We start from the raw sequence: 26,529 nt of genomic DNA on the forward strand, positions 1-26,529 counted from the left end.
GTCAACCGTACGCGAAGGGGGGCCGGGAGGCTACGGCGCCCCACGGCGTACGGCGCGGGGAGCGCAGATCGCGCGGCGGGGCGCGGGCGGCTCAGGCACGGGCGGCCAGGGTGGCCCGCCGCCGGTGCCGGGCGACCCGCTCCCGGTTGCCGCAGACCTCGCTGGAGCACCAGCGGCGGCGCCTGCCCCGGGAGGTGTCCAGATAGACGAGCGAACAGTTGTCCCCCTCGCACTCCCGCACGGCGGCCCGCGCGACGGGATCGGTGATCAGCTCCACGGCGTCCCGGGCGAGGAGGGCGAGCAGCGCGGCGGGCCCGGGTGGCGCGGCGAGTTCTCTTACGAGATCCCCACCTTGGCGGCGCACCGCGCGGGGGGCGGGGGGCGCGGCCGCGGCCAGGTCGTTGACCCGGACGAGGGCCCGCCGGTACGCCGCGGTGTCCCCGCCGCCGGGCCGCACCAACTGCTGGACGTGGCCCCGCACTTCCCGGAACCGCCCGAGCCAGGAGGCGTCGGCGTGCTCCAGCGCGGTCCCGGCCGGGACGATCCCCGCCCCCTGTATCCACGCGCACAGCGCGCCGACGGAAACCAGCTGTTCGCGGGGGTGGCCGGTGGCCAGAAGATCCAGACAAACCCGTCCGGCATCGAACCGCAGCGCCATGTGCCTGTCACCGCCTAGGCATACGGGGAGGTCTCACATCGCCCTCCTCCCACAGTGCCCGTCCGACGCGGTCCCCGGAACCCCCCGCGCCGGACGGGGGCGGCGAACATCCGTCGCCGCGACGGCGGTTGCCGCGCTCGCGGCGTCGCGCCGGGGCGCCCTAGGTTGGGCGGATGACGAAGAGCGCCGCGCCGGAGGACTTCCTCCGCGCCTTTCACGCCGAGCGTCCCGCCGTGACCGCCGAGGCCTTCGGGTCCGGGCGGGCGCCCGACGGGAGGTCCAGTTACCAGCTCCTGTGCGACCAGGTCGCCGGGGACCGGCGCGTGCTGGATCTCGGGTGCGGGGACGGGCTGTTGCTCGAACTGCTGGCCCGCGACGAGGGGCGGCGGCTCGCCGGGGTGGACCTGTCGCCGGAGTCCCTGGCGGCCGCCCGGCGCCGGCCCGCGCTGGCCGGGGTCCGGCTGGCCGTCGGGCGGGCGCAGCAACTGCCGTTCGCGGACGCCGGGTTCGACGCCTGTGTGTCGCACCTCGCGCTGATGCTCATGAACGACATCGAGCAGGTCGCCTCGGAGATCGCGCGGGTGCTCGCGCCGGGCGGGCTGCTGGCCTGTGCGGTCGGCGGCGGGCCCGTCGGCGGGGAGGCGTTCGAGCGGTTCGGACGGCTGCTGAGGCGCGCGGTCGACGAGGCACCCGCCTCCTCGCGCATCCCGTCCCTCGGGGACCGGCGCACGCGCAGCCGAGCGGGGCTGGACGAGATCCTGCGGCCCGCGGGCTTCGGTCCCGTGCGGTGGCGGAGCGTGCCCATCGATCTCGGCGGCCCCGTGGCCCGGGTCTGGGACTCCGTCTCCGGGTTCTACGAGCTGGGACCGCTCGACACGGCGACCGTCGCACGACTCCGGGAGGACTTCTTCGCCGACGTCGCGGACCTGACGACCCCCGAGGGCACCGTGCCCTGCGGCTTCACGGTGCATCTCGCCGCGGCCCGGCTGCGGTAGGGCCTCTCTTGCGGATCATGCCGGGCGCGCATGACGAAGGCCCCGTCGCTCGAAGCGGCGGGGCCTTCGCCCACATGGGGTACCCCCGGAGGGGTTCGTGGAGATGGCGGGAATCGAACCCGCGTCCAACGGTGCGGAATCAGGGCTTCTCCGTGTGCAGTTCGCTGTGCTTTTCTCGGCCCCGGCGATCACGCGAACAAGTCGCCGACGGGCCCAGTCACTGTTTGATTTCCCTCTTCACCCCGTGACCGGGATCAAGGTTTAGTTCCCTAGCTGATGCCAGGATCCGGGTCGGGAACAGCCCCGGGCTGACACTTCGCAAGTCGCTACTTAGGCAGCGAGGGCGAAGGAATCGCGCTTGGTGTTGGCGATTATTTGTTTCGGCCTGTGGTTTACGAGATCATGGCCGCTTCCTCGACACGCTTCCCCTGCTTCGACAGCCGCTGTCGAAACCGATCATCCCCATGTTGTTTTTTCAAGGTGCGCACCGGACCTGCGCCCGATGCTGCTGCCATCGTACGGGAACAACGCAGGCCGATGCCAGCGTATTCCCCGGGGCTACACGCCGCGCTGCCTCCGCTTCGCCGCCGCGATGGCGCGGTCCGACTCGCGTCGGTCCTGCTTCTCCCGCAGAGCCTGCCGCTTGTCGTACTCCTTCTTGCCCCGGGCGAGCGCGATCTCGGCCTTCGCGCGGCCGTCCCGGAAGTACACGGCGAGCGGCACGATGGTGTGCCCCGTCTCCTGGGCCTTGGACTCCAGCTTGTCGATCTCCTCGCGGTGCAGCAGCAGCTTGCGCTTGCGGCGCGCGGAGTGGTTGGTCCAGCTGCCCTGGTGGTACTCGGGGATGTGGGCGTTGTGCAGCCATGCCTCGCCCCGGTCGATCTGGACGAAGCCGTCGGTCAGCGAGGTCCGGCCCTCGCGCAGCGACTTGACCTCGGTGCCGGTGAGCACGAGCCCGGCCTCGTAGGTGTCGATGATCGCGTAGTCGTGCCGGGCCTTCTTGTTCTGGGCGACGATCTTGCGCTTGCCGCCCTTCTCGCCGTCCCGGGCCTTGCCCGCCCCGCCGCCCTGCTTGGGCTGGGACTCCTTGGGTACGTACATTCCCTTGCTCATAGTGCCGTCCATTTTCGCACTACGCGGGGGCCTCGCGGCCAGCCTTTAATCGGCGTCGCCCAGGCCGGCGAGAACCGTCTCGGCGCGCCGCAGGACGCTGTCCCCCGCCTCCAGGTCCGGTGTGATGCCCCGGCCGTCGACCGCGTGCCCCGACGGGGTGCGGTAGTGGCCCACGGTCAGCTCGGCCACCGAGCCGTCGGGCAGGTTCGTCGGCATCTGGACGGAGCCCTTGCCGAAGGTGCGGGAGCCGATCACGACCGCGCGCCCCCGGTCCTGGAGGGCGCCGGTGAGCAGTTCGGCCGCGCTCATGGTGCCGCCGTCGACCAGGACGACCAGCGGCCGGACGGTGTCCCCGCCGGGCGCGGCGTGCAGGGCGCGCTGGGCGCCGTCGACGTCGTAGGTGGCCACCAGGCCGCCGTCGAGGAAGGCGGAGGCGGCGGCCACGGCCTCGGTGACCAGGCCGCCGGAGTTGCCGCGCAGGTCCAGGGCGATCCCGTCGCCGGCCGGGGCGGCGCGCAGTGCCTCGCGGACCTCGGCGCCCGTGCCCCGGGTGAAGGCGGCGACCCGGATCACCGTGAGCCGGCCGGACGGCCGGGTCACGGTCACGGAGTCGGTGGACAGCGTGGCCCGGTGCAGGGTCTCGGTCCAGGTGCGGCCGCCGCGCTGGAGGCCGAGGGTGACGGTCGTCCCGGCGGGCGCGTCGTCGGCGTCGCCGCGCAGCAGGGAGACCACCTCGGTGACCGGCAGGCCGTCGGCCCTGGCGCCGTCGACGCTGCGCAGCCGGTCGCCGGTGCGGATGCCGGCCGCGGCGGCGGGCGAGCCGGGCTGGACGCCGGTCACCTCGATCCGGCCGTCCTGCTCGCGCGCCGCGGAGAGGCCGACGCCGGTGTAGCGGCCGTCGAGGGAGTCCTGGAACTCCTGGTACTCGCCCTCGGAGTAGACGGCGCCCCAGCGGTCCCCGCTGCGGCTGACGGCCCGTTCGGCGGCCTCCATCGGGGACGTGCCGTCGGCCATGGCCCGCGCGGCGGCCTCCCGCACGTCCTCGTGGAGCGCGGCGCCCACCGGCTCGGCGGTGGTGCGGCGCGCCGTGTGGTCGGGGTCCGGGAAGGCCCCGGTGACCGCCCCGGCGACGAGTACTCCGGCGAAGACCAAGGTCAGCGCGGCCCCTTGGCGGGCTCGGAAGGTCGGACAGAGCGGGTCGCGGCCGGACATGGCGGTGAGTCTAGGACAACGGGCCCGTCGTCACGGCCCGTTGCCCCGTCCGTCGTCTTGGTTTGCGTCACACCTTCAGGTACTTGCGCAGCGCGAAGAACGCCGCCAGGGCGGGCATCAGCACGCTCGTGGCGAGGATCAGCGGCAGCTTGGTCAACACGGCGTCCCAGCCGACGAAGTTGATGAGCGTGAGCTTGTGGGACAGGTCCATGCCGTGGTCGATGGTGAAGTACCGGCCGACCACCAGGAAGACGCAGGCCAGACCACCGCCGATGAGCCCGGCGACGGCGGCCTCGGCGATGAACGGCGCCTGGATGTAGAAGCCCGAGGCGCCGACCAGGCGCATGATGCCGGTCTCACGCCGTCGGCTGAACGCCGACACGCGCACCGTGTTGACGATCAGCAGCAGCGCCACGAACAGCATCAGCGCCATCACGCCGAGCGCGCCCCGGTTCATCAGGTTCAGCAGCTGGAAGAGGTTGTCCAGGATGCCCTTCTGGTCCTGCACCGACTGCACGCCGTCGCGCCCGTTGAACGCGGTCGCGATCACCTGGTACTTCTGCGGGTCCTTGAGCTTGATCCGGTACGACTCCTGCATCTGGTCCGGCGTGAGGGAGCCGGCCAGCGGCGAGTTGCCGAACTGCTCCTTGTAGTGCTTGTACGCCTCGTCCTGGGACTCGTACGCCACCTTCTCGACGATGGTCATCTTGTGCAGGTCGGAGAGGATCTGCTTCTTCTGGTCCTCGGTGACCGCGCCCTTGGCGCAGTGCACGTCCTGTTCGGCGTCGTGCTTGTTGCACAGGAAGATCGAGACGTTGACCTTGTCGTACCAGTAGCCCTTCATGGTGCTCACCTGGTCGCTCATCAGCAGGGAGCCGCCGAAGAGCGCCAGCGACAGGGCGACGGAGACGATGACGGCGAAGGTCATCGTGAGGTTGCGGCGGAGACCGACACCGATCTCCGACAGGACGAACTGGGGGCGCATGGCGTCGGGTTGTGCCTTTCCGTGGACGAACTGGGACGGCGGGTCAGTGCTGGTAGCCGTAGACGCCGCGGGTCTGGTCGCGCACGAGACGTCCCTTCTCCAGCTCGATGACGCGCTTGCGCATCTGGTCCACGATGTTCTGGTCGTGCGTCGCCATGATGACGGTGGTGCCCGTCCGGTTGATCCGGTCGAGCAGTTTCATGATGCCGACGGAGGTCTGCGGGTCGAGGTTGCCGGTGGGCTCGTCGGCGATCAGCAGCTTGGGCCGGTTGACGAACGCGCGCGCGATGGCCACGCGCTGCTGCTCACCGCCGGACAGCTCGCCGGGCATCCGGTCCTCCTTGCCGCCGAGGCCGACGAGGTCGAGGACCTGCGGCACGGACTTGCGGATCTCGCCACGGGACTTGCCGATCACCTCCTGCGCGAAGGCCACGTTCTCCGCGACCGTCTTGTTGGGCAGCAGGCGGAAGTCCTGGAAGACGGTCCCCAGCTGGCGGCGCATCTGCGGCACCTTCCAGTTGGAGAGGCGCGCGAGGTCCTTGCCCAGCACGTGCACCTGGCCGTGGCTGCACCGCTCCTCGCGGAGGATCAGCCGCAGGAAGGTGGACTTTCCGGAGCCGGAGGACCCCACGAGGAAGACGAACTCGCCCTTCTCCACTTCCAGGGAGACATCCCTGAGTGCGGGACGGGTCTGCTTGGGGTAGACCTTGGAGACGTTGTCGAATCGGATCACGGATGCACCACGGGTCGCCGGGGGTAGATGAGCGTGACCATACGCGAACCGGGTGCGCAAGCGCAGGCGCAGGCTGAGGTTGGGCAAGACTTGTACGCTTTTGCACCGCCCTTTGTATGGACCGCGTTGACGGGGGCCTCGCGCACGCCCCGGCGGAAACTGGCACAGTGGGAGGGGAACGTTCGGGTTCCCGTGAGCGTTGTACGAAGCGACAGGGCCGGTGCAAGGAGGGCGAGCGCATGACGTACGACCGGTTGGTGTGCGCGAACTGTGCGGCGCCCGTGAGCGAGGGCCGGTGCCCGGTGTGCCGCGCCAACCGCGAGCGTCTTCAGCAGGAGGGCTTCCTCAGCGGGGTCAACCCGATGGCGCTGATCGCGCTGCTGGCGGTGCTGGTCGCCGCGCTGGTACTGCTGGCGCACCAGACCGCGTGACCGAGGACGGGCGGCCGCGACCGCGGGTCGGCAAAGGCCCCGGAAAACCTTGAGGGCCCGGAGCGTGACGCTCCGGGCCCTTGCCGTGTGTGACATGCGTACGGTCGGTGTACGGCCGTACGCGTGTCGTCACTCGGAGACCGCGATCAGGCGGCCGCGCCGCCCCGGCCCGCCAGGCGCGGCAGGACGCGGAAGCCGATGCCGCCGGCGATCATCGTCGCGGCACCGATCACCAGGAAGGTGGTCTGGCCGGCACCCGTCTCGGCGAGCTGCTTGCCGCTGCCGCCGCCCTGCGGCTTCGGGGAGTCCGAGCCGGTGTCGGTGAGGGCCGAGGAACCCGCCTCCTGGGAGACGTTGTCGTTGCCGCCGCCCTGCGGGGTGTCGTTGTTGCCACCGGTGCCGGAGCCGCCGGTGCCGCTGCCGCCGGTGCCGGAGCCGCCGCCGTTGCCCGAGCCACCGGTGCCGCCACCGTGGTGGGAGCCGCCGCCGTTGCCGGAGCCGCCGGTGCCGTGGCCGCCACCGTTGCCGTGACCGCCGCCGTTGTTGCCGGAGCCGCCGGTGCCGTTGCCCGGGTCCGGGTTACCGGGGTCGGGGTTGCCCGGGTCCGGGTTACCGGGGTCAGGGTTGCCCGGGTCAGGGTTGCCCGGGTCCGGGTTGCCCGGGTCAGGGTTGCCCGGGTCAGGGTTACCGGGGTCAGGGTTGCCCGGGTCCGGGTTACCGGGGTCCGGGTTGCCCGGGTCCGGGTTGCCGGGGTCGGGGTTGCCGGGGTCCGGGTCGCCCGTGCCGGGGTCCGGGCAGTCAGGGGTGACGATGATGTCACAAATGGGACCGGGGTCGGCCGAGGCGACACCCGCGACACACAGCGAGGCACCGGCCGCGACCACGGCACCCGCGGCGACCCGGGCGATCCGGATCCGCGTCTTCCTAGTCATGTATTTGCTACCCCCAGTAGCGATTCGTCAATGAGGCAGCGCGTGGGGCCGGCCGTGATCGACGGAGGCAGCTGACGATGCCCGAATCAGAGTCGAGTGATTCGGTCCCCCCGGTTCACATGCGCCCCAAAGACACGCATGCCACAGTCACCTTTTCGGTTTTTCAAAGCAACGTCAAGGGCGTTGCGAGCGCATTGTCCGATAAAGGTTTTTCAGGGGGAATTGGAAGCCGTGAGCGTGTCGTAAAACTGGGGCGAAACGACAACTGCCGCCTCGCGGGCGGCAGTTGTCATGTCGACAAAGTTACTTCTCCTGCTGCTTGCGCCAGCGAATGCCGGCCTCCAGGAAACCGTCGATCTCGCCGTTGAACACGGCCTCGGGGTTGCCCACTTCGTGGTCGGTGCGCAGGTCCTTGACCATCTGGTAGGGGTGCAGCACGTACGAACGCATCTGGTTGCCCCAGGAGTTGCCGCCGTCGCCCTTGAGGGCGTCCATCTTGGCCTGCTCCTCCTGGCGGCGGCGCTCCAGCAGCTTGGCCTGGAGGACGTTCATCGCGGTGGCCCGGTTCTGGATCTGCGAGCGCTCGTTCTGGCAGGAGACGACGATGCCCGTGGGGAGGTGCGTGATGCGGACCGCGGAGTCGGTCGTGTTGACGCCCTGGCCGCCGGGGCCGGAGGAACGGTAGACGTCGATGCGCAGCTCGGACTCGTCGATCTCGACGTGGTCGGACTGCTCGACGACGGGGAGCACCTCGACGCCCGCGAAGGAGGTCTGGCGGCGGCCCTGGTTGTCGAAGGGCGAGATGCGCACGAGGCGGTGGGTGCCCTGCTCGACGGAGAGGGTGCCGTAGGCGTAGGGCGCCTGGACGGCGAAGGTGGTCGACTTGATGCCGGCCTCTTCGGCGTACGACGTCTCGTAGATCTCCGTCTTGTAGCCGCGCTGCTCGGCCCAGCGCAGGTACATGCGCTGGAGCTTCTCGGCGAAGTCGGCGGCGTCGACGCCACCGGCCTCGGCGCGGATGTTGACCAGCGCCTCACGGGCGTCGTACTCGCCGGACAGGAGGGTGCGGACCTCCATCTCGTCCAGCGCCTTGCGCACCGCCGTGAGCTCGGACTCGGCCTCGGCGCGGGTGTCCGGGTCGTCCTCCTCCTCGGCCATCTCGAAGAGGACCGCGAGGTCGTCGATGCGGCCGCGCAGCGCCTCCGCCTTCCTGACCTCGGCCTGGAGGTGGGAGAGCTTGCTGGTGATCTTCTGCGCCTCGTCCGGGTTGTCCCACAGGGACGGCGCCGCCGCCTGCTCCTCAAGCACGGCGATATCGGCCCTCATCTTGTCGAGGTCCAGGACGGCCTCGATCGACTCCATGGTCGAGGAGAGGGACTTCAGCTCTTCGGAAACATCGACGACTGCCACGCAACCAGCGTAACGGCTGTGGCAAGCGACCTGCTCCGGGCTCGAGGGGCCGCCGTCGCCGGGCGCAGGGGTGGCGGCGGCGGTCCTGCGGGTACGCCCACGTCGTGGCCGCTCAGGCGGTTCCCCGCGGCCGCCTGGCCCGGACGTCCGTCCGGGCGGGGCCCCGGCCGCGCACCGACGACCACGCTCGCCGCCCCCACGGCGGAGTCACGGCGTCGACGTGCTGTGCGTGTCGCGGGGCGGTTGGTCGTCCGAACCGGAGGCCCACCAGCCGCCGACGGCGACGAGCGCCGCGACCGCCGCCCCGGCCACGCCCAGGGTGATCCGGCGGCGGCGTACCGCGGCGCGGTGCCGGGCCGAGCCGGGACGGGGGGCGCCGGGGGTGCGGGGGGCGCGGGCCGTGCCGTGGGCGCCGCCGGCCAGCTCGTCCGGGGCCGGGACCCGCATCGAGGTATGGGTGTCGCGGTTGGAGTCGGGGCGGGCGCCCGGCACGAGGGAGACCGCGCCCCGGCGGCGCACCGACTCGGCCCGCTCGGGGGGCGCGGAGGCCGGTTCCGCCTCGGCGGGCGGCTCGGCCGGCTCCGGCTCGTCCACGTCCAGCGGCGGCAGCCCGGCCAGCGTCGGCAGCTGCTCGCGCAGCCGCGCCGCCAGCTCCGAGGCGCGCAGCCGGGACGCGGGCGCCTTGGCGAGGCACTGCACGATCAGCTGCCACAGCTCCTCGGGGATGCCGGGCAGGGGCACGACCGTCTCGGTGACATGGCGGCGCAGGACCGCGCCGGGGTGGCCGCCGCCGAAGGGGGTGAAGCCGGCCAGCAGCTCGTACAGGACGGTGGCCAGCGCGTAGATGTCCACGGAGGCCCGCGGCGGCAGGCCCTCGACGATCTCGGGCGCGAGGTAGTCCGGCGTGCCGATGATCTTCGTCGCGCGGGTCCGGCGCGGGGCGTCGATCAGCTTGGCCACACCGAAGTCGGTGAGCAGCGCCGGGTGGGCACCGCCGGGGCCGAGCGGGCCCTGCATGTCGAGCAGCACGTTCTCCGGCTTGACGTCCCGGTGCACGACCCCCGCCCTGTGGGCGGCGGCCAGCGCGTCGGCCACGTCGGCGACGATCGCCACGGCCGCCTCGGGGGCGAGCCGCCGCTCCCGCTCCAGGCGGGTGCGCAGATCGGTGCCGCGCACCAGGTCCATCACGAGGGCCAGGTCGTTGCCGTCGACGACCAGGTCGCGCACGGTGACGATGTGCGGGTGCTCCAGTCCGAGCAGGGCGGTGCGCTCCTGGACGAAGCGCCCGACGAGCTCCTGGTCGGAGGAGAGGTCCTCCCGCAGCAGCTTGATGGCGACGGGGCCCTCGGGTCCCTCGCCCAGCCACACCGTGCCGGCGCTGCCCCGCCCCAGGATCTGGTTCGCGGTGTACCGGCTGCCGATCTTCCGTGCCAAGACTGCTCCTACAGACGCGTGTTGTCGTCAAAGCTACGCGTCCGGCGAGCCAACCTTCACCGCGGCGACGGAAATCACCCGCCAGATGTCGACAAATCCCCAACCCCACGGGTGGGTTGCCGGCGCGCCACCGGTCAGTTGCCGCCGCCCAGGTCCTTGACCCAGCCGCTCACCTGGCCCGCCCAGTGCGTCACCTCGTGCCAGTAACCGCGCCCCTGGCCGACCCAGGTGTGCAGCGGGGTCAGCTCCCAGATCAGCCAGCTCGCCACGACCAGGATGACGATCGTGAACAGACAGCCCTTGAGGCAGCCGAGTCCGGGGATCTTCATCGGGTTGGCGCTGCGCTGCCGCGGCGGCCGGGGCTCGCGCGCGGGCCGCTGGGGCTCCGGCGGCGCGTACTGCCGGGGCTGCGGGGCGTACTGCCGGGGCTGCTGCTGCGGGGCGTGGCCGTAGCCCTGCTGGTACCCCTGCCCCTGCTGCTGCCGGCCGCGCGGCTGCGGCTGCTGCGGGCGGGGCTGCGGGGCCTGGCGCTGCGGCTGCTGCGGGCGGGCGGCCTGCCGGTGCGGCCGGTGGTGCAGCGGGTCGTCCTCCGGGGAGAGGTACTGGACCTGCGTCTGCTCGTTGCGGTCGCGGGCGGCGCGCAGCTGGTTCTGCCAGGGGTGCGGCTGCTCGGGCCCCTGCTGACCCGGCCCGGTGCTCGGCAGCACGGCCGTCGGGTCGGCGGCGCCGGTGTGCGGGAGGACGGCGGTGGGGTCGGCGGCGCCCGCGGGTCCCGCGGTGTGCGGCAGGACGCTGGTGGCGCCGTTCGGGTCGTACGCGCCCGGGGGCGCGTTCGTCGGCAGCACCTGCGTGGGGTCGGCGGCTCCCGGCACGCCGGGCTCGCCCGGCACCGCGGTCGGGGCCGGGTCGGGGGCGAGCAGCGCGCCGACGCCCTCGGCCGCGGCGATCGCGGCGGCGTTCGCGTGCACCCCGACGCCCGCGGCGACGACCCGCAGGCCGCGCGCCAGGTTCTCGGCGCTGGGCCGCTCCCCGGGGTTCTTGCGCAGGCAGCGCTCGATCACCGTCCACAGCGGGTCCGGGACGGTGGAGGGGCGGCGCGGCTCGGCGCTCAGGTGCTGGTGCAGCACCTCCAGGGAGGTGCCGCCGGAGAACGGCGGACGGCCGGTGACCAGCTCGTACAGCAGGATGCCGGCGCCGTAGACGTCCACGGCGGAGGTCTGCGGGCGGCCCTCGGCGGACTCCGGCGCGACGTAGGCGGGCGTGCCGACGAACTCCTGGGTGCGGGTCAGGCCCGGGGAGTCGGCGAGGCGGGCGATGCCGAAGTCGGTCAGCATCGGGTGCATCTCGCCGTCCTGCTGCTTGAGCAGCACGTTGGCGGGCTTCAGATCGCGGTGCACGACGCCGTCGGCGTGGCTCGCGGCGAGCGCGTCGGCGATCTGCGCGGTCAGCAGGGCGGCGGCGACCGGCGTCAGGGGGCCGTTCTCGCGCAGGTAGCGGTGCAGGTCGGGGCCGTCGACGAGGTCCATGACCAGCGCCAGCAGCTCCCCCTCCACCACCAGGTCGCGGACCCGGACGATGTTGGGGTGGGTGAGCCGGAGCAGGACGGAGCGCTCCCGCAGGAAGCGCATCACGATGTCCGGGTCGCTCGCCAGCTCCTCTTTCAGGACCTTGATGGCGACCGTTTCGCCCGGCTGGCCGGGTACGGCCGCCTCCTCGCCCGCGGTCTCGCGCTGGCGGGCACGCCAGACGGTGCCTGTGGCGCCGCGTCCGAGCGGCTCCTCAAGCAGGTACTTGCTGCCGACTGGCCGCACGTCACGCGCTCCCTGCTGGTTGCTGTTGCTTGCCTTGCGTTCCGGTTGTTCCGACCCACTGTAGTGCCGCTCCGAGGGGCACCACGTAAGCGTTCCCGACCATGTTCGAAGGGAAGACGCGTCACTTCGACAGGTGGTTGCCACCCGGTGTACGTGACCGATCTCAACTGATCGATGACGTCAACATGGTCAGGCACTTTTGGGGGCAGAGCCGACCATTCAAGATCACTTCTCGTCGGGTGGCGGGCACGCCGTCGACGGCAGGTGCGAGGATGCTCCCCGTACTGGCCGACGTGCTCGTGTGGGGTGGGGGGTAGTCCGCGCCCGCGCAGACCCGCGCAGAAGGGACCGCTGACGCCGATGCAGATCCGGCTGACCGTCGTAGACCCGCTGGGCCCGCCCGCGCAGCGGGGCCGTGCCGCGAGCCGCGACGTGCTGGTCACGGCGCCCGCGGGCACCGACCTCGCCGCGGTCGCGTCCGCGCTGGCCGGGGCGGTCACCGGAGAGGGCGCCGGACGGGAGGCGGGTGGCGCGGCCGTCGTGCTCTACGCCGACGCGGTACGTCTCGACCCGCGCCGCGCCGTCCTCGGCGAGCCCCCGCTGGTCGACGGCGCCGTCCTGTCCCTGGGCGCGCCCGCGGCGGCCGAACCGCACCCCGGGCCGGACGACGCGCCCACCCGGCTGCACGTGGTGGCCGGGCCGGACGCGGGCGGGGTGCACCTGCTGCACGGCGGGCGGATCACCATCGGCCGCTCCGCCGACGCGGACGTACCGCTGGACGACCCCGACGTGTCCCGTCTGCACTGCGCGGTGACGGTGGGCGCGGACGGCCGGGTCTCCGTGGCCGACCTCGGCTCCACGAACGGCACGACGCTGGACGGGACCCGGGTGGGCGAGCGCCCGGTACGGGTGCCGTCCGGGAGCCTCGTGCGGGTCGGCGAGTCCGCGCTGCGGGTCGCGGCCGGCGGAGTGCCCGGCGGGGACCGGCCGCGGGTCGTCGCCGACGGCGAGGGCTGCGTCCGGGTCGCCCCGGGGACGTCTCCCGGTGCCGGCGCGGACACCGCCCCTCCCTTCGATCCTCCCGTTCCCGGCGGCGCCGGGGCGGACGGGACCGCGCACGCCTACGGCTCCGTCCCGTGGGGGACCGCCGGCGCCGGCTACCAGGTCGAGGACGCGGCCACGGGGAGCGGGGACACCCACGCGGGCCGGTTCGGCGTCGGCGGCGGGGCGCAGCCGGTCCGGCGGCGGGGGCTCGGCGCCTGGGCCCGGCGGCTGGCCGGCTCGCGCGCGGAGCAGCCGGAGGCCGACGCGCGGGCGTACGGCGACGCGGCCCCGGCCGACGGCGGCCCGGACGCCGATGCCGCCCGGCGGCCCGAGACCTGGCCCGACCCCGCCGCGCTGCTGCTGACCGCGCTCGGCCCCGGCCCCCGGCTGTGGGAGCGCGGTCCGGGACACCCGGAGGCCCTGACCGTACGGCTCGGCACCGCCGACCGGAGGACCCCGAACGGCTCGGGCGTGCTGCCCGCCGTGCCGATGACCGCGGCCCTGCGGGAGGCGGGCGCGCTGGGCCTCGCCGGTCCCCGGCCCCGGCTGTCCGGGCTGGCCCGCGCGGTGCTGGCCCAGCTCGCCGCGCTGCACTCGCCGGACCTGCTGGAGATCGTGCTGATCAGCGCCGACGGTTCCCGTCCGGTGGAGGAGCGCACGGCCGAGTGGTCCTGGCTGGGCTGGCTCCCGCACGTCCGCCCGAACCACGGCCAGGACTGCCGGCTGCTGCTCGCCTACGACCGTGAGCAGGCCGCCGCGCGCACCGGGGAACTGCTGCGCCGGGTGGACGACTTCACCGCGGCCGGCGGCAACACGGCGACGGCGGTCAACACCCCGCGCATCCCGGCGCAGGCGCAGGCCCCCTCCCCCCGGCGGCAGCCGCCCGCGCCCGCCGCTCCCCTCTCCCCCTCCCCCCGCCGCCCCTCCTGGGCCAAGGACGACTCCGAACTGGGCGCGGCGAGCGGCTTCCCCGGCCCCTACACCGTCGTGGTGGTGGACGGCGACCCCGGCGGCACCGCGCTCCAGGAGGCCCTGGCGCGGCTGGCCGCGGTGGGCCCGCGGGTCGGCGTGCACGTGGTGTGTCTGGCCGAGGTGCCGGCCGCCTCGGCCGCGTCGCCGGTGGGGCGGACGTACGCGGCGGCCTGCACGGTGGCGCCGACGTTCCGGCACTGCGGTGCCGTGGCGCTGCTCAGCGGTGACGTGGCGAGCACCCTCCAGCTGATGCGGGTGGCGCCGGGCGGCCCGGTGGAGCCCGGTGTGCTCGCCACGGTGGACGCGGTGTCCCCGGCGTGGGCGGAGCGGTTCGCGCGGGCGCTGGCGCCGCTGCGTCCGGACGGCCCGGCCGCCGAGGGACAGGCCCTGGTGGCCACGCCGCTGCCGCGGTCGGCACGGCTGCTGGACGAGCTGGGGCTGGCCCGCGCCACCCCGGCCTCGCTGATGGCCCGCTGGGCGGACGCCGCCGACGACACGGAGGCGCTGGGCGGCCGGGCCCGCGCGGTGCTCGGTGCCGGACCGCACGGCCCGGTCACCGCGGACCTGGTGGCCGACGGGCCGCACCTGCTCGTCGAGGGACCGCCCGGCAGCGGCCGTACGGAGCTGCTGCGGTCCGTGGTGGCCTCGCTGGCCACCGCGGAGCGGCCGGACCGGCTGGGCATGGTGCTCATCGACGGACGGGACGGCGTCGGCACGGGCGGCGGGCGCACCGAGGGCCTGCGGGTCTGTGTGGAGATACCCCACGTCACCACCCATCTGATCGCCAACGACCCGATGCGCATGCGGGAGTTCGCCCAGTCGCTGAGCGCGGAACTCAAGCGGCGGGCGGAGCTGCTGGGCCGGACCGACTTCGCGCAGTGGCACGCGGGGCGCGCGGTCTCCGGTCGCATCGTCGCGCAGCGCACCCCGGCCGGTGCCGGGGACATCGAGGCGCCGCCCAGCTCCACGCTGCGGCTGCGACCGGGCGCGGCGGCACGGCAACGCGCCGAGGAGGTACCGCCGTTGCCCCGTCTGGTGGTGGTCGTGGACGACCTGGACGCACTGGTCTCCCCCGCCCTCGGCGCGCCCGGCCGGCCCGCGGCCGGGTCGGTGACGCGGGCCCTGGAGGCGGTGGCCCGGGAGGGCGAGCGGCTGGGCGTGCACCTGGTCGCGGCGGCCGCCCCGGGGGGCCGTACGGCGGAGAGCGAGCCGGCCCGCCGGGCCGCGCTGCGCGTCGCACTGGCCGCGGTCAGACAGGGACCGGACGAACCGGCGCCCGGCCGTGGGCGGTTGACGCATCCGGACGGCGCGGCGGTGGAGTTCCAGGGCGGCCGGGTGACCGGCCGCATCCCCCGTACCGCGACCCAGCGGCCCACGGTCGTCCCGCTGGACTGGCAGCGCATGGGCGATCCGCCGGCCCGCCGGCCGGTCCGCGAACTCGGCAACGGACCCACCGACTTGGCCCTCCTGGCCAGCGCCGTGGAACGCGCCGCCCGCCAGGTCTCGGCCTCCCGGGTGCCCTCCCTGCTGTAGGCGTCCGGAAGGCGCATACAGCCACGGTCACGAGCCGGTCACGATCACCCGCGCAGTGCCGTAGGCGCTCTTGCCCAGCCCGAGCGGCCCGGCGTACACCGGAGCGCACGGACAGTGTTCTGACGTTCAACGATGTTCAACGGAGAACGACGAACGGGGAAGTGATGCGCAGCAAGAGCAGCACCATCCGGGCCGGCCGGGCCACCACCGTGCTCGCCGCCCTGCTCGCGGGGGGCCTGGCGCTCAGCGCCTGCTCCAGTGGGGAGAAGGACGACGGCGGCGCCAAGGGCGGCAAGGGCGGCGGGAGTTCGGCGCCCGCCGGGGACGCGGTCTCCCTGCCCAGACTGGACGGCGCGCAGTTGGAGATCGCCGCCGTGTGGACCGGGCAGGAGCAGGCGAACTTCAAGAAGGTGCTCGCCGAGTTCGAGCGGCGCACCGGCGCCAAGGTCACCTTCGTGCCCGCCCAGGACCCGATCATCAACTTCCTCGGTTCGAAGATCGCGGGCGGCCAGCCGCCGGACGTGGCGATGCTGCCGCAGCCCGGTGCGATCAAGCAGGCCGTGGACAAGGGGTGGGCCAAGCCGGTCGGGCCAAAGGCGCAGAAGGAGCTGGCGAAGAACTACTCGCAGGGCTGGCAGGACATCGGCAAGGTCGGCGGCAAGCAGTACGGGATCTACTACAAGGCCGCCAACAAGTCGCTGGTCTGGTACAACGCCAAGGTCTTCGAGAACGCGGGCGCCAAGGAGCCCGCCACCTGGAAGGACCTGCTGACCACGGCGCAGGCGGTGTACGACTCCGGGGTCACGCCCTTCTCGGTGCCGGGCGCGGACGGCTGGCCGCTGACGGACTGGTTCGAGAACGTCTATCTGTCGCAGGCGGGGCCCGAGAAGTACGACCAGCTCGCCCAGCACAAGATCAAGTGGACCGACCCCTCGGTGAAGCAGGCGCTGCAGACGCTCGCGCAGGTCTGGGGGAAGAAGGACTACCTGGCGGGCGGCCAGAAGGGCGCGCTCCAGACGGAGTTCCCGGCCTCGGTCACCCAGACCTTCACCGGCGGCGACCAGCCGAAGGCGGCGATGGTCTACGAGGGCGACTTCGCGCAGGTCAACATCGGTGAGACCAAGGCGAAGGTGGGCACCGACGCCAAGGTGTTCCCGTTCCCGGCCGTCGGCTCGGCCGCGCCCGTGGTCTCCGGCGGTGACGCGGCGGTGGTGCTGAAGGACTCCAAGGCGGCGCAGGCCCTGATGACCTTCCTCGCCTCCCCGCAGGCGGCGACGATCCAGGCGAAGCTGGGCGGCTACCTCTCGCCGAACAAGAACGTCCCGATCTCGGCGTACCCGAACAGCGTCCAGCAGAAGATCGCCAAGGCGCTGATCGCGTCCGGCGACGACTTCCGCTTCGACATGTCCGACCAGGCGCCGCAGGCGTTCGGCGGCACCCCGGGCAAGGGCGAGTGGAAGGACCTCCAGGACTTCCTGAGGAACCCCGGCGACGTGGCGGGTGCCCAGGCCGCGCTGGAGAAGGACGCGGCGGCCGCGTACGGAAGCGGGAGCTGATCCGGCGATGGCGTCGGCAGCGGCGGCCGGGGCCCCACCGGGTCCCGCCGCGTCCCGCCCCCGCAAGAGCGTGACCGGCACCCGCAAGACCGTGGCAGTGCTGTTCCTGCTGCCCGCGCTGGTGCTGCTGGGCGCGCTCGTGGTCTACCCGATCGGGTACTCGGTCGTCCGCAGTTTCGGTACGAATTCGGGGCACGGCTTCGCCGGTCTCGACAACTACCGGACGGTCTTCACCGACGACGGCATCCTCACGGCGCTGAAGAACAACGTCATCTGGGTGGTGTTCGCGCCCACCGTGTCCACCGCGCTCGGGCTGATCTTCGCGGTGCTGACCGAACGGGTGCGCTGGGGAACGGCGTTCAAGCTGGTCGTCTTCATGCCGATGGCGATCTCGATGCTCGCGGCCGGGATCATCTTCCGGCTGGTGTACGACCAGGACCCCGGCAAGGGCGTCGCCAACGCGGTGTGGGTGTCGGTGCACGACAGCTTCGCCCAGTCCTCGGCCTTCCCCATGGCGCACCCGGGGCGCCGGTCACCGCTGGTGGCCCAGGACGGCGGCTTCGTCACCAGGGCCGTGGTGCACGCCGGGCAGCCGGTCGCCCTGCCGCTCGTCGGCGTCGCCCCCGATAAGATGCCGGGCGGCGCGAAGCGGGCGGCGGCCGCGAAGGCCGAGCCGGGCAAGGTGACCGGCACCACCTGGCAGGACTTCACCCGCGGCAAGGGCGTCGGCCGGCTCGGCGCGCCCGACCCGAGCGAGGTGGGCTACCCGGGGATGCGGATCGAGGCGGTGAAGGACGGCAAGGTGGTGGCCTCGGCGAAGGCGGCCGACGACGGCACCTTCACGCTGCCCGCGGCGGCGGACGGGGCCCGGCTGCGGCTGCCGGCCGCCAACTTCCGGGAGCCGTACAACGGGGTGCAGTGGCTGGGTCCCGCGCTGGTCACCCCGGCGATCATCGGTTCGTACGTCTGGATGTGGGCGGGTTTCGCGATGGTGCTGATCGCGGCCGGACTCGCGGGCGTGCCACGGGAGTTGCTGGAGGCCGCGCGGGTGGACGGCGCCAACGAGTGGCAGGTGTTCCGCCGGGTCACCGTGCCGCTGCTGGCGCCGGTCCTCGCGGTCGTCACCGTCACCCTGATGATCAATGTGCTGAAGGTGTTCGACCTCGTCTACATCATCGCCCCCGGCTCCTCCCAGGACGACGCCAACGTGCTCGCCCTGGAGCTGTACCGCAGGGGCTTCGCGGAGGGCCAGCCGGGCGTCGCGAGCGCGATCGCGGTGTTCCTGCTGCTGCTGGTGATCCCGGTGATGCTGTTCAACGTCCGACGGCTGCGGCGGGAGGTACGGCGATGACGGCGACCGCCACCGAGGTGCGCGCACAGGCGCCCGCCGTCCGGGCCCGGCCCTCGCTCGGCGCGAGGATCACGGAGCGGCTGGGCGGCGGGGTCGTCCGCGTCTTCCTCGTCCTCGTCGGCCTGTTCTGGCTGGTGCCGACCATCGGGCTGCTGATCTCCTCGCTGCGCTCGCCCGACGACATGAGCGCGAGCGGCTGGTGGACGGTGTTCACCAAGCCCTCCCAGCTGACCTTCGACAGCTACCGCAAGCTGCTGGAGAACGGCGACATCACCCACTCCCTGCTGAACACGGTGCTGATCACGGTCCCGGCCACGGTGCTGGTCGTGATCATCGGCTCGCTCGCCGGATACGCGTTCGCGTGGCTGGAGTTCCCGGGCCGGGACTGGTGGTTCCTCGGCGTGGTGAGCCTGCTGGTGGTGCCGGTGCAGGTGGCCCTCATCCCGATCGCCGAACTGTTCGGCAAGATCGGCCTGTTCGGGTCGATCCTCGGGGTGGTCCTGTTCCACACCGGCTTCGGTCTGCCGTTCGCGGTGTTCCTGCTGCGGAACTTCTTCGCGGAGATCCCGCGCGAACTGCTGGAGGCGGCCCGCCTCGACGGCGCCGGTGAACTGCGGCTGTTCGCCCGGGTGGTGATGCCGCTCGGCGGGCCGGCCATCGCCAGCCTCGGCATCTTCCAGTTCCTGTGGGTGTGGAACGACATGCTGGTGGCCCTGGTGTTCACCAAGTCCGGCACCCAGCCGATCACGGTCGCCCTGCAGACGCAGGTACGCCAGTTCGGCAACAACATCGACGTGCTGGCGCCCGGCGCGTTCATCTCCATGGTGATCCCGCTGGCCGTGTTCTTCGCGTTCCAGCGGCAGTTCGTCTCCGGCGTGATGGCGGGCGCGGTCAAGTAGGCGTCGACCGCAGCGTGTTGAGGGGGGCGGGTCCGGGAAGGGCCCGCCCCCCGCCGTTCGCCCGGTGTCCCCCGAATGCCGTACGGGACGTAACCAATTCACTCCATCGGCCGTTGCCGGGCACAACGCCCCGCGCCGCACACCCATGGATGTCCCGTGCCCAGGTTCAGTGTCATCGTCCCCGCGTACCAGGTCCAGGCGTATCTCTCCGCGTGCCTGGACTCGGTGCTCTCCCAGTCGTACACGGATCTCGAACTGATCGCCGTGGACGACCGTTCGCCGGACGCGTGCGGGGCGATCATCGACGAGTACGCGGCCCGCGACCGCCGGGTGAAGCCGGTGCACCTGGCCGAGAACCGGGGGCTCGGGCGGGCCCGCAACGCGGGCATGGCCGAGGCGAGCGGCGACTACCTCGTCTTCCTGGACGGCGACGACACCCTCACCCCGGGCGCGCTGCGGGCCATCGCCGACCGGATCGGGGCGACCGGCGACCCGGACGTGCTGGTGTACGACTACGAGCGCACGTACTGGGACGGCCGGCGGGTGCGCAACCATCTCCGGGCCGAGCTGGCCGAGCGGGGCCCGGCGCCCTTCCCGCTGACCGACCGGCCGGGGCTGCTCCGGGTGCTGATGGTGGCCTGGAACAAGGCGTACCGGCGGGAGTTCGTGACCGAGCGGGGCTTCGCGTTCCCGCCGGGCTACTACGAGGACACCCCCTGGACCTTCCCGGTGCTGATGACGGCCGGGTCGATCGCGACCCTGGACCGGGTGTGCGTGCACTACCGGCAGCGCCGCCGGGGCAACATCCTGTCCACCACCAGCCGGGGGCACTTCGATCTGTTCGACCAGTACGAGCGGGTCTTCGCCTATGTCGCCGACCACCCCGAACTGGCCCACTGGAAGCCGGAGTTGTTCCGCCGGATGATCGACCACTACGGGGTGGTGTTCACCCGGCGGGACCGGCTGCCGCGCGGCAGCCACCGGGAGTTCCTGCACCGGGCCCGCGCCCACCACCGCCGCTACCGGGTGCCGGGAACCCGGCTGCGGCGACGGCACGTCCTGATCCGGTTCGGGCTGCACCGCGCCTTCCGGGCGCTGCTGCTGGCCGCGGCCGCCCGCCGGCGCGCACAGCGCACCCTGACCGGCCTGGCGCGCGCCGTGCGCCGCGGCGCGCTCGCGCTGCACTACCGGATCCAGCGGCGCCTGCCGCTGCGCCCCGACCGGGCGGTGTTCGCCGCGGGCGGCGGGTACGGCGGCGACCCGGCCGCGCTGGAGGAGGCCTTCGGGCGGTACGCCCCGCACGTCCGCACCGCCTGGCTCGCCGACCCCTCCTACCGGGGCCCGCTGCCGCCCGGCGCGCGCCGCATCGCCCCCGGCACGGCCGCCCACTGGACGGCGCTGGCCCGCGCCGGCTACCTGGTCGGCGACGACCACCTCACCCGCGGGCTGCGCAAACGGCCGGGGCAGGTCCTCGTCCGCACCCTGGAGGGCACCCCGCTCGCGCACACCGGCCTGGACCTCCAGGAACGCCCGGCGGCGGCCCGCGGCACGGACTTCGCGGCGCTGCTGCGGGACGTCGACCAGTGGGACCACGTGATCTCCGGCAACCGGCACTCCACCCTGACCTGGGAGCGCGTCTACCCGGGCCGCTACACCGCCCTGGAGTACGGCAGCCCGCGCACCGACGTCTTCCAGCGCGCCACCCGGGAGGACGTGGCCCGGCTGCGCGCCCGGCTGGGCATCCCCTCGGGCGCCGTCGCCATCCTCTACGCGCCCGCCCGCCGCGAGCACCGCCGCACCCAGCACCCCCCGCTGGACCTGGCGCTGCTCGCGCACCGGCTGGGCCCGCGCTTCGTGCTGCTGGCCCGCGTGCCCGGGGACGCGCCCGTCGAGGGTCCCCGGGTCGTCGACGTCCGCGCGCACCCCTGCGTCCAGGAGCTGTGCCTCGCCTCGGACGCGCTGCTCACCGACCACGCGCCGCTCCTCTTCGAGTACGCGGCCCTGGACCGGCCGATCGTGCTGCACACCGGGGACCGGGCGGCGTACGAGACCGTGCACGGCGCCTACGTCGACCTGCGGGCCGTGCCGCCGGGCGAGACGGGGTGGGACGAGGAGGGGCTGGCCGACGTCTTCACCGGCGGCGACTGGAACGGCGCGCGGGCCGCGACGCTGCGGGCCGCGTTCCGGGAGCGGTTCTGCCCGTGGGACGACGGGCGCGCCGCCGAGCGGGTGGTACGGCACGTGGTGCTGGGGCGGACCGACCCGGCGCCGGTGGTGCCGCCCGCCGAGCGGCGGCCGGTGCCGTCCGCCGCCGCGGCCGCGACCCGGTCCGCGCCGGCCACCGTGCCGCGCCCGGGGGGCCCGCGCCCCGTCACCGAGGCCGCCGAACACCGTTGATCCCACCGGGAGTTCCCATGCCCCGCGGCTCGACGCGGCCCGCCCCGAGCCGGCCGTCCACCTGGCGTCCGGCGGGACGGCCCGGCCGCGTCCGCAAAACGACAGAAAGAGCAGCATGCCCCGCTTCAGCGTCATCGTCCCCTCCCACGGGGTCGCCGGCCGGCTGTCCCAGGCCCTGGACTCGGTCCTCGGCCAGTCCTTCGGCGACCTGGAGCTGATCCCGGTCTGCGACGGGCCCGACGCCCCGGCCGCCGAGGTGGCCGCCGGATACGCCGCGCGGGACCCCCGGGTGACCCCGGTCCACTCGCCGCCGACGGCCGGTCTCGGCGGGGCGCGCAACGCCGGGATGCGGGCGGCGAGCGGCACCTACCTGCTCTTCCTGGACGGCGACGACCTGCTGCTGCCGGGCGCGCTCGCCGCCCTGGACGCCCGGCTGGCCGGGACCGCCGGAGTGGACGTGCTGTACGCGGAGCACGAACGCGCCCCCTGGTGGGAGGGCGAGCCGGCCAATCCGGTGGCGCCGCTGCTCGCCCGGGCCCCCGACGGCGCCTTCGCCCCCGCCGAGCTGCCGCACCTGACCGGCGTCCGGCTGCCCGCCTGGAGCGCGGTGTACCGGCGCGCCTTCCTCGCCGAGCACTGGCTGGCCTTCCCGGACGGCCACTTCACCGACGTCGGCTGGGGCGGGCTGACCTCGCTCGCCGCCGAGCGGATCGCGGTGCTGCGCCGGGTGGTGGTACGGCACCGGCTGCGCCGCCAGGGCAGCCGGCTGAACCAGCCCGGGCCGGGGCAGCTCGCCCTGCTGGACCAGGTGGAGCTGGTGCTGGAGCGGGCGGCCGGGTGCGCCCTGCCCGCCGAGCGCACCGGGCCCCTCTTCGACCAGCTGTTCGCGGTGGTGCTGAAGACGGCGTCCCGGCCGGAGCGGCTGTCCTCGGGGCACCGGGCGTTCTTCCGCCGCGCGGGCCGCCTCTACCGGCGCTTCCGGCCGGCCGGCCACCGGCTGCCGCGCGGCAGCCTGGGGGTGCAGCACCGGCTGCTGGCGGTGGGCGCCTACGACGCGTTCCGCGCGCTGCGCGAGGCCAACCGGCTGATGGGCAGGGCCGCCGGGGCCCTGCCCCGCCCGCACGCGGTGCGCACCCGGCTGCGCTACCACGCCGCCCTGCGCCGCCCCCTCGATCCGAACCTGGCCGTGTACTGCGCCTACTGGGGCCGCGGCTACGCCTGCAACCCGGCCGCGATCCACGCCAAGGCCCGCGAACTCGCCCCGCACATCCGGTCGGTGTTCCTGGTGGAGGCCGGCCGGGAACACACCCTGCCGCGGGACGTGGAGTACGCGGTGCTCGGCTCGCACCGCTCCTGGGAGCTGCTGGCCCGCGCCACCTACCTGATCAACAACGCCAACTTCGCCGAGGGCGTGGTCAAGCGGCCCGGCAGCGTGCACCTGCAGACCCAGCACGGCACCCCGCTGAAGACGATGGGCGTGGACCAGTCGACGTACCCCGTGGTGGCCGCGCGGTCCGGCAGCTTCACCCGGCTGCTCGGCCGGGTCGACCGCTGGGACTTCAACCTGTCCGCCAACCGCCACTCCACCCGGATGTGGGAGCGCGCCTTCCCCGGCTCCTGGGAGGCGCTGGAGTACGGCTATCCGCGCAACGACGTCTACTACACCGCGACCGCCGACGACGTGGCCCGGGTCAGGCGGGAGCTGGGCGTCCCCGAGGGCCGGCTCGCCGTGCTCTACGCGCCCACCCACCGCGACCACCACACCGGCTTCGAACCGGGCCTGGACCTGGAGGCGTTCTGCCGGGCGGCCGGCGAGGACGTCGTGGTCCTGCTGCGCGCCCACTACTTCTACGACCGGGGCGGCGCCCGGCACTCGGACCGGATCATCGACGTCACCGCGCACCGCTGCGCCGAGGACGTGTGCCTGGCCGCGGACGCGCTGGTCACCGACTACTCGTCCATCATGTTCGACTACGCCAACCTGGACCGGCCGATCGTCGTCTACGCCGACGACTGGGACGTCTACCGGCACACCCGCGGCGTCTACTTCGACCTGCCGGCCGAGCCGCCCGGGCCGGTCGCCCGCACCCCCGGGGAACTGGCCGCCGTCTTCCGCGACGGCTCGTACGCGGGCGCCGGGTCGGCTGCGCTGCGGGCCGCGTTCCGCGCCCGCTTCTGCCAGTTCGACGACGGCCGGGCCGCCGAACGCGTCGTACGGCGGGTGCTGCTCGGCGAGCCGCCGGAGGCGATCGCGCCGGTGCTCCCGCTCGCCGAGCGCGTCCCCGCCCCGGCCGCCGCGACCCTCGTGAGGAGCTGACCGTGCCCCGCTTCAGCGTGATCGTGCCCTGCCACCGGGTGCGGGCGTACCTGCCCGAGTGCCTGGACTCGGTGCTCGCGCAGTCGTACCGGGACGTCGAGGTGATCGCCGTGGACGACCGCTCACCGGACGACTGCGGCGCGATCCTGGACGAGTACGCCGCCCGCGACCCGCGCGTGAAGGCGCTGCACCTGCCGGAGAACGTGGGGCTCGGCCGCGCCCGCAACGCCGCTCTGGAGCACGCCACCGGCGACTACCTGCTCTTCCTGGACGGCGACGACACGCTCACCCCGGGCGCGCTGCGGGCCGTCGCCGACCGGCTGGCGGAGACCGGCGACCCGGACGTGCTCGTGTACGACTACGCGCGCACCTACTGGTGGGGCGGCACCCGGCGCAACGCGCTGGCCGGGGTGCTCGCCGAGGCAGGCCCGGACACCTTCACGGCGGACGGGTACCCGCGCGTCCTGGACCTGCTGATGGTGGTGTGGAACAAGGTCTACCGCCGGGAGTTCGTCAAGGCGGAGGGCTTCGCGTTCCCGCCGGGCTACTACGAGGACACCCCCTGGACGTTCCCGGTGCTGCTCAGCGCCCGGCGGATCGCCGCGCTGGACCGGATCTGCGTGCACTACCGGCAGCGCAGGCAGGGCAGCATCCTGTCCACCACCAGCCGCAGGCACTTCGACGTCCACGAGCAGTACGAGCGGGTCTTCGCGTTCCTGGACGCGCGGCCCCGGCTCGCGCACTGGCGGCCGTACCTGCACCGGAAGATGGGCGAGCACTGCCTGGACATCCTGGCCAAACCGGACCGGCTGCCGCCCGCCGACCGGGCCGAGTTCTTCCGGCGCACGGCCGAGCTGTTCCGCCGGCTGAAGCCGCCGGGCGCGCGGGTGGACGGTGAGGTCGCCGTGCTGGAGGGCACCTGGACCGGCTACCGGCTGCGGCGGCAGGCGACGCGGGCCGGCCGCGCGGCGGCCCGGCTGACGGAGTCGGCGCGGCAGGCGGCGGCCGGCCGCGCCCGCACCGGCTGGGCCGCCCCGCACGCCCGCCGCTCCCTCGACCCCCACCTGGTGGTGTACTCGGCGTCCGCGCACCGGGGCATGCTGGGCGACCCGGCGGCCGTCTACCGCGCGGCCCGGCGGATCGCCCCGCACCTGCGCGGGGTGTGGGTGGTGCGGGACGCCGGGACGGCCGCGCTGCTGCCGCCGGACGTGGAGCACGTGCTCGCGGGCACCCGCCGCTGCGCGCAGGTGATGGCGCGGGCCGCGTTCCTCGTCGGCGACGCCGACTGGCCGGCCGCCCCGGCCAAGCGGCCCGGCAGCGTGTACATCCACACCCACCAGGGCACACCGCTGAAGTTCCTGGGCGCCGATCTGCTGGACAAGCCGGGCGCCCGGCTCGGCGTCGACGTGCCGCGGCTGCTGCGCCGCGCCGACCGCTGGGACCACAGCCTGGTCGCCAGCCGCCACTCCGAGCTGGTGTACGAGCGGGCCTACCCCTGCCGCTTCGCCTCGGCCCGTACCGGCAGCCCGCGCAACGACGTGCTGGTCAACGGCGGCCCCGGCGACTTCCGGCACCGGCACGGCATCCCCGACGACCACACGGTGGTGCTGTACGCGCCGACCCGCCGGGACTACCGCAGGGGCGGCCACGTGGACCGGATCGACCTGGCCCGGTTCGCGGCCGACCTCGGCGAGGGCCACACCCTGGTGGTGCGGCTGCACCCCTCGCTGGCCGCCGGCCCCGCGCGGGGCATGGGACTGACCGAGCTGGCCCGTCGCGGCGTCGTGCTCGACGCGACGGACGAACCGCACCTGTCGGACGTGCTGCTGGCGGCGGACGCGCTGGTCACCGACTACTCGTCCGTCATGTTCGACTACGCCAACCTGGACCGGCCGGTCGCGCTGCTCGCCGACGACTGGCCCGCGTTCCGGGCGAGCCGGGGCGCCTACACCGACATCACCGCCGAGCCGCCCGGCCATATCGCCTTCTCCTACCGGGAGTTGGCACGACTGTTCGCCTCGGGCCGCTGGCGGGACGAGGAGTCGGCGCGGCTGCGGGCCGCCTTCCGCTCCCGTTACTGCGAGTTCGAGGACGGCCGGGCGGCCGAGCGGGTCGTGCGCACGCTGCTGCTGGGCGAGCCGATGCCGACCGGTCCCATCCGGCTGCCGGGTCAGCCGACGGCCGGGCGGGACGCGCTGACGTCGGCGTGAGGGCGGCCGGAGGGGCCGCGGACTACTCGACGACGAGGTCGACCTCGATGTTGCCGCGGGTGGCGTTGGAGTAGGGGCAGACCTGGTGGGCGGCCTCGACCAGCCGGCTGCCGGTCTCGCGGTCCACGGTGTCGGGCAGCTCGACGCGCAGGGTGACCTTCAGGCCGAAACCCTCACCCTGCTTGCCGATGCCGACCTCGGCGGTCACGGCGGCGTCCGAGACGTCCACCTTGGCCTTGCGGCCGACGAGTCCGAGGGCGCCGCCGAAGCAGGCGGCGTACCCGGCGGCGAAGAGCTGCTCGGGGTTGGTGCCCTCGCCGTTGCCGCCCAGCTCGACCGGCGGGGCCAGCTTGACGTCGACCTTTCCGTCGGAGGTGACGGCACGGCCCTCACGGCCGTGGGTTGCGGTGGCGACGGCGGTGTAGAGCGCGTCCATGACGAACCATCCCTCTCGATGTGTCCTGCGGGGGTTGCCTTGCGAGCACAAGTGAATCACACAATTAAGTTGTGCACAATCGAATCGCGGGGCGCCGGGC

At 73.7% G+C, this 26,529-nt stretch carries 19 protein-coding genes and 1 other RNA gene; 9 read left to right on the forward strand and 11 right to left on the reverse strand.

The window, feature by feature from the left end; translation table 11 throughout:
- Positions 1 to 91 precede the first annotated feature (91 nt).
- Positions 92 to 658, reverse strand: a complete 567-nt coding sequence (locus BLW85_RS16325; protein ID WP_070022700.1) for a CGNR zinc finger domain-containing protein — start codon at positions 656 to 658, stop codon at positions 92 to 94.
- 173 nt (positions 659 to 831) lie between these two features.
- Here BLW85_RS16325 and BLW85_RS16330 point away from each other — a divergent pair, with 173 nt between their 5' ends.
- Positions 832 to 1,653 (forward strand): class I SAM-dependent methyltransferase, encoded by an 822-nt coding sequence (locus BLW85_RS16330; protein ID WP_074992433.1) that lies wholly within the window; start codon positions 832 to 834, stop codon positions 1,651 to 1,653.
- Positions 1,654 to 1,748: 95 nt separating this feature from the next.
- On the opposite strand, the gene ssrA is transcribed toward BLW85_RS16330, so the two are convergent.
- From ssrA to ftsE, 5 genes are all read right to left on the reverse strand, one after another.
- Positions 1,749 to 2,117: a transfer-messenger RNA gene (gene ssrA, locus BLW85_RS16335) on the reverse strand.
- Between the two features lie 94 nt (positions 2,118 to 2,211).
- On the reverse strand, positions 2,212 to 2,754 hold the full coding sequence (smpB, locus tag BLW85_RS16340; RefSeq protein ID WP_070022698.1) for an SsrA-binding protein SmpB: 543 nt from the start codon (positions 2,752 to 2,754) through the stop codon (positions 2,212 to 2,214).
- A gap of 57 nt (positions 2,755 to 2,811) precedes the next feature.
- Positions 2,812 to 3,978 carry a S41 family peptidase gene (locus BLW85_RS16345; RefSeq protein ID WP_177330010.1) on the reverse strand — a complete coding sequence of 389 codons (1,167 nt, stop codon included), beginning with the start codon at positions 3,976 to 3,978 and terminating at the stop codon, positions 2,812 to 2,814.
- Positions 3,979 to 4,045: 67 nt separating this feature from the next.
- Positions 4,046 to 4,963, reverse strand: a complete 918-nt coding sequence (gene ftsX, locus BLW85_RS16350; protein ID WP_070022696.1) for a permease-like cell division protein FtsX — start codon at positions 4,961 to 4,963, stop codon at positions 4,046 to 4,048.
- Between the two features lie 43 nt (positions 4,964 to 5,006).
- A complete protein-coding gene (gene ftsE / locus BLW85_RS16355) occupies positions 5,007 to 5,696 on the reverse strand; it encodes a cell division ATP-binding protein FtsE (RefSeq protein WP_070022695.1) in 690 nt (229 codons plus the stop codon).
- Positions 5,697 to 5,935: 239 nt separating this feature from the next.
- Here ftsE and BLW85_RS16360 point away from each other — a divergent pair, with 239 nt between their 5' ends.
- Positions 5,936 to 6,127 (forward strand): hypothetical protein, encoded by a 192-nt coding sequence (locus BLW85_RS16360; RefSeq protein ID WP_074992434.1) that lies wholly within the window; start codon positions 5,936 to 5,938, stop codon positions 6,125 to 6,127.
- A gap of 146 nt (positions 6,128 to 6,273) precedes the next feature.
- Here the strand turns inward: BLW85_RS16360 and BLW85_RS16365 are convergent, their stop codons facing one another.
- From BLW85_RS16365 to BLW85_RS16380, 4 genes are all read right to left on the reverse strand, one after another.
- Positions 6,274 to 7,059 carry an LPXTG cell wall anchor domain-containing protein gene (locus BLW85_RS16365; protein WP_074992435.1) on the reverse strand — a complete coding sequence of 262 codons (786 nt, stop codon included), beginning with the start codon at positions 7,057 to 7,059 and terminating at the stop codon, positions 6,274 to 6,276.
- A gap of 303 nt (positions 7,060 to 7,362) precedes the next feature.
- A complete protein-coding gene (prfB, locus tag BLW85_RS16370; RefSeq protein WP_070022692.1) occupies positions 7,363 to 8,469 on the reverse strand; it encodes a peptide chain release factor 2 in 1,107 nt (368 codons plus the stop codon).
- A 207-nt stretch (positions 8,470 to 8,676) separates the two neighbouring features.
- Complete coding sequence (locus BLW85_RS16375) at positions 8,677 to 9,903, reverse strand: serine/threonine-protein kinase (protein ID WP_070022691.1); 1,227 nt, start codon at positions 9,901 to 9,903, stop codon at positions 8,677 to 8,679.
- Between the two features lie 134 nt (positions 9,904 to 10,037).
- Positions 10,038 to 11,714 (reverse strand): serine/threonine-protein kinase, encoded by a 1,677-nt coding sequence (locus BLW85_RS16380; protein WP_074992436.1) that lies wholly within the window; start codon positions 11,712 to 11,714, stop codon positions 10,038 to 10,040.
- 360 nt (positions 11,715 to 12,074) lie between these two features.
- Here BLW85_RS16380 and BLW85_RS16385 point away from each other — a divergent pair, with 360 nt between their 5' ends.
- The 7 genes from BLW85_RS16385 (at position 12,075) to BLW85_RS16415 (ending at position 25,993) form a co-directional block, all read left to right on the forward strand.
- Positions 12,075 to 15,263: an FHA domain-containing protein gene (locus BLW85_RS16385; RefSeq protein WP_074992437.1), complete on the forward strand. Its 3,189-nt coding sequence runs from the start codon at positions 12,075 to 12,077 to the stop codon at positions 15,261 to 15,263.
- Between the two features lie 164 nt (positions 15,264 to 15,427).
- Positions 15,428 to 16,819, forward strand: coding sequence for an ABC transporter substrate-binding protein (locus BLW85_RS16390; protein WP_074992438.1), 1,392 nt, complete (start codon positions 15,428 to 15,430; stop codon positions 16,817 to 16,819).
- 7 nt (positions 16,820 to 16,826) lie between these two features.
- Positions 16,827 to 18,170, forward strand: a complete 1,344-nt coding sequence (locus tag BLW85_RS16395) for a carbohydrate ABC transporter permease (protein WP_208624847.1) — start codon at positions 16,827 to 16,829, stop codon at positions 18,168 to 18,170.
- Positions 18,167 to 19,069: a carbohydrate ABC transporter permease gene (locus BLW85_RS16400; RefSeq protein WP_074992439.1), complete on the forward strand. Its 903-nt coding sequence runs from the start codon at positions 18,167 to 18,169 to the stop codon at positions 19,067 to 19,069. The genes BLW85_RS16395 and BLW85_RS16400 overlap by 4 nt, the downstream gene beginning before the upstream one ends.
- A 156-nt stretch (positions 19,070 to 19,225) precedes the next feature.
- Positions 19,226 to 21,466: a bifunctional glycosyltransferase/CDP-glycerol:glycerophosphate glycerophosphotransferase gene (locus BLW85_RS16405; protein WP_074992440.1), complete on the forward strand. Its 2,241-nt coding sequence runs from the start codon at positions 19,226 to 19,228 to the stop codon at positions 21,464 to 21,466.
- A 115-nt stretch (positions 21,467 to 21,581) separates the two neighbouring features.
- Positions 21,582 to 23,783 (forward strand): bifunctional glycosyltransferase/CDP-glycerol:glycerophosphate glycerophosphotransferase, encoded by a 2,202-nt coding sequence (locus tag BLW85_RS16410; protein ID WP_074992441.1) that lies wholly within the window; start codon positions 21,582 to 21,584, stop codon positions 23,781 to 23,783.
- A 2-nt stretch (positions 23,784 to 23,785) separates the two neighbouring features.
- Positions 23,786 to 25,993, forward strand: coding sequence for a bifunctional glycosyltransferase/CDP-glycerol:glycerophosphate glycerophosphotransferase (locus tag BLW85_RS16415; protein WP_074992442.1), 2,208 nt, complete (start codon positions 23,786 to 23,788; stop codon positions 25,991 to 25,993).
- A 22-nt stretch (positions 25,994 to 26,015) separates the two neighbouring features.
- On the opposite strand, the gene BLW85_RS16420 is transcribed toward BLW85_RS16415, so the two are convergent.
- On the reverse strand, positions 26,016 to 26,429 hold the full coding sequence (locus tag BLW85_RS16420) for an organic hydroperoxide resistance protein (RefSeq protein ID WP_070022683.1): 414 nt from the start codon (positions 26,427 to 26,429) through the stop codon (positions 26,016 to 26,018).
- Between the last annotated feature and the right edge of the window lie 100 nt (positions 26,430 to 26,529).

The organism is Streptomyces misionensis (assembly GCF_900104815.1).
Lineage (GTDB): Bacteria > Actinomycetota > Actinomycetes > Streptomycetales > Streptomycetaceae > Streptomyces > Streptomyces misionensis.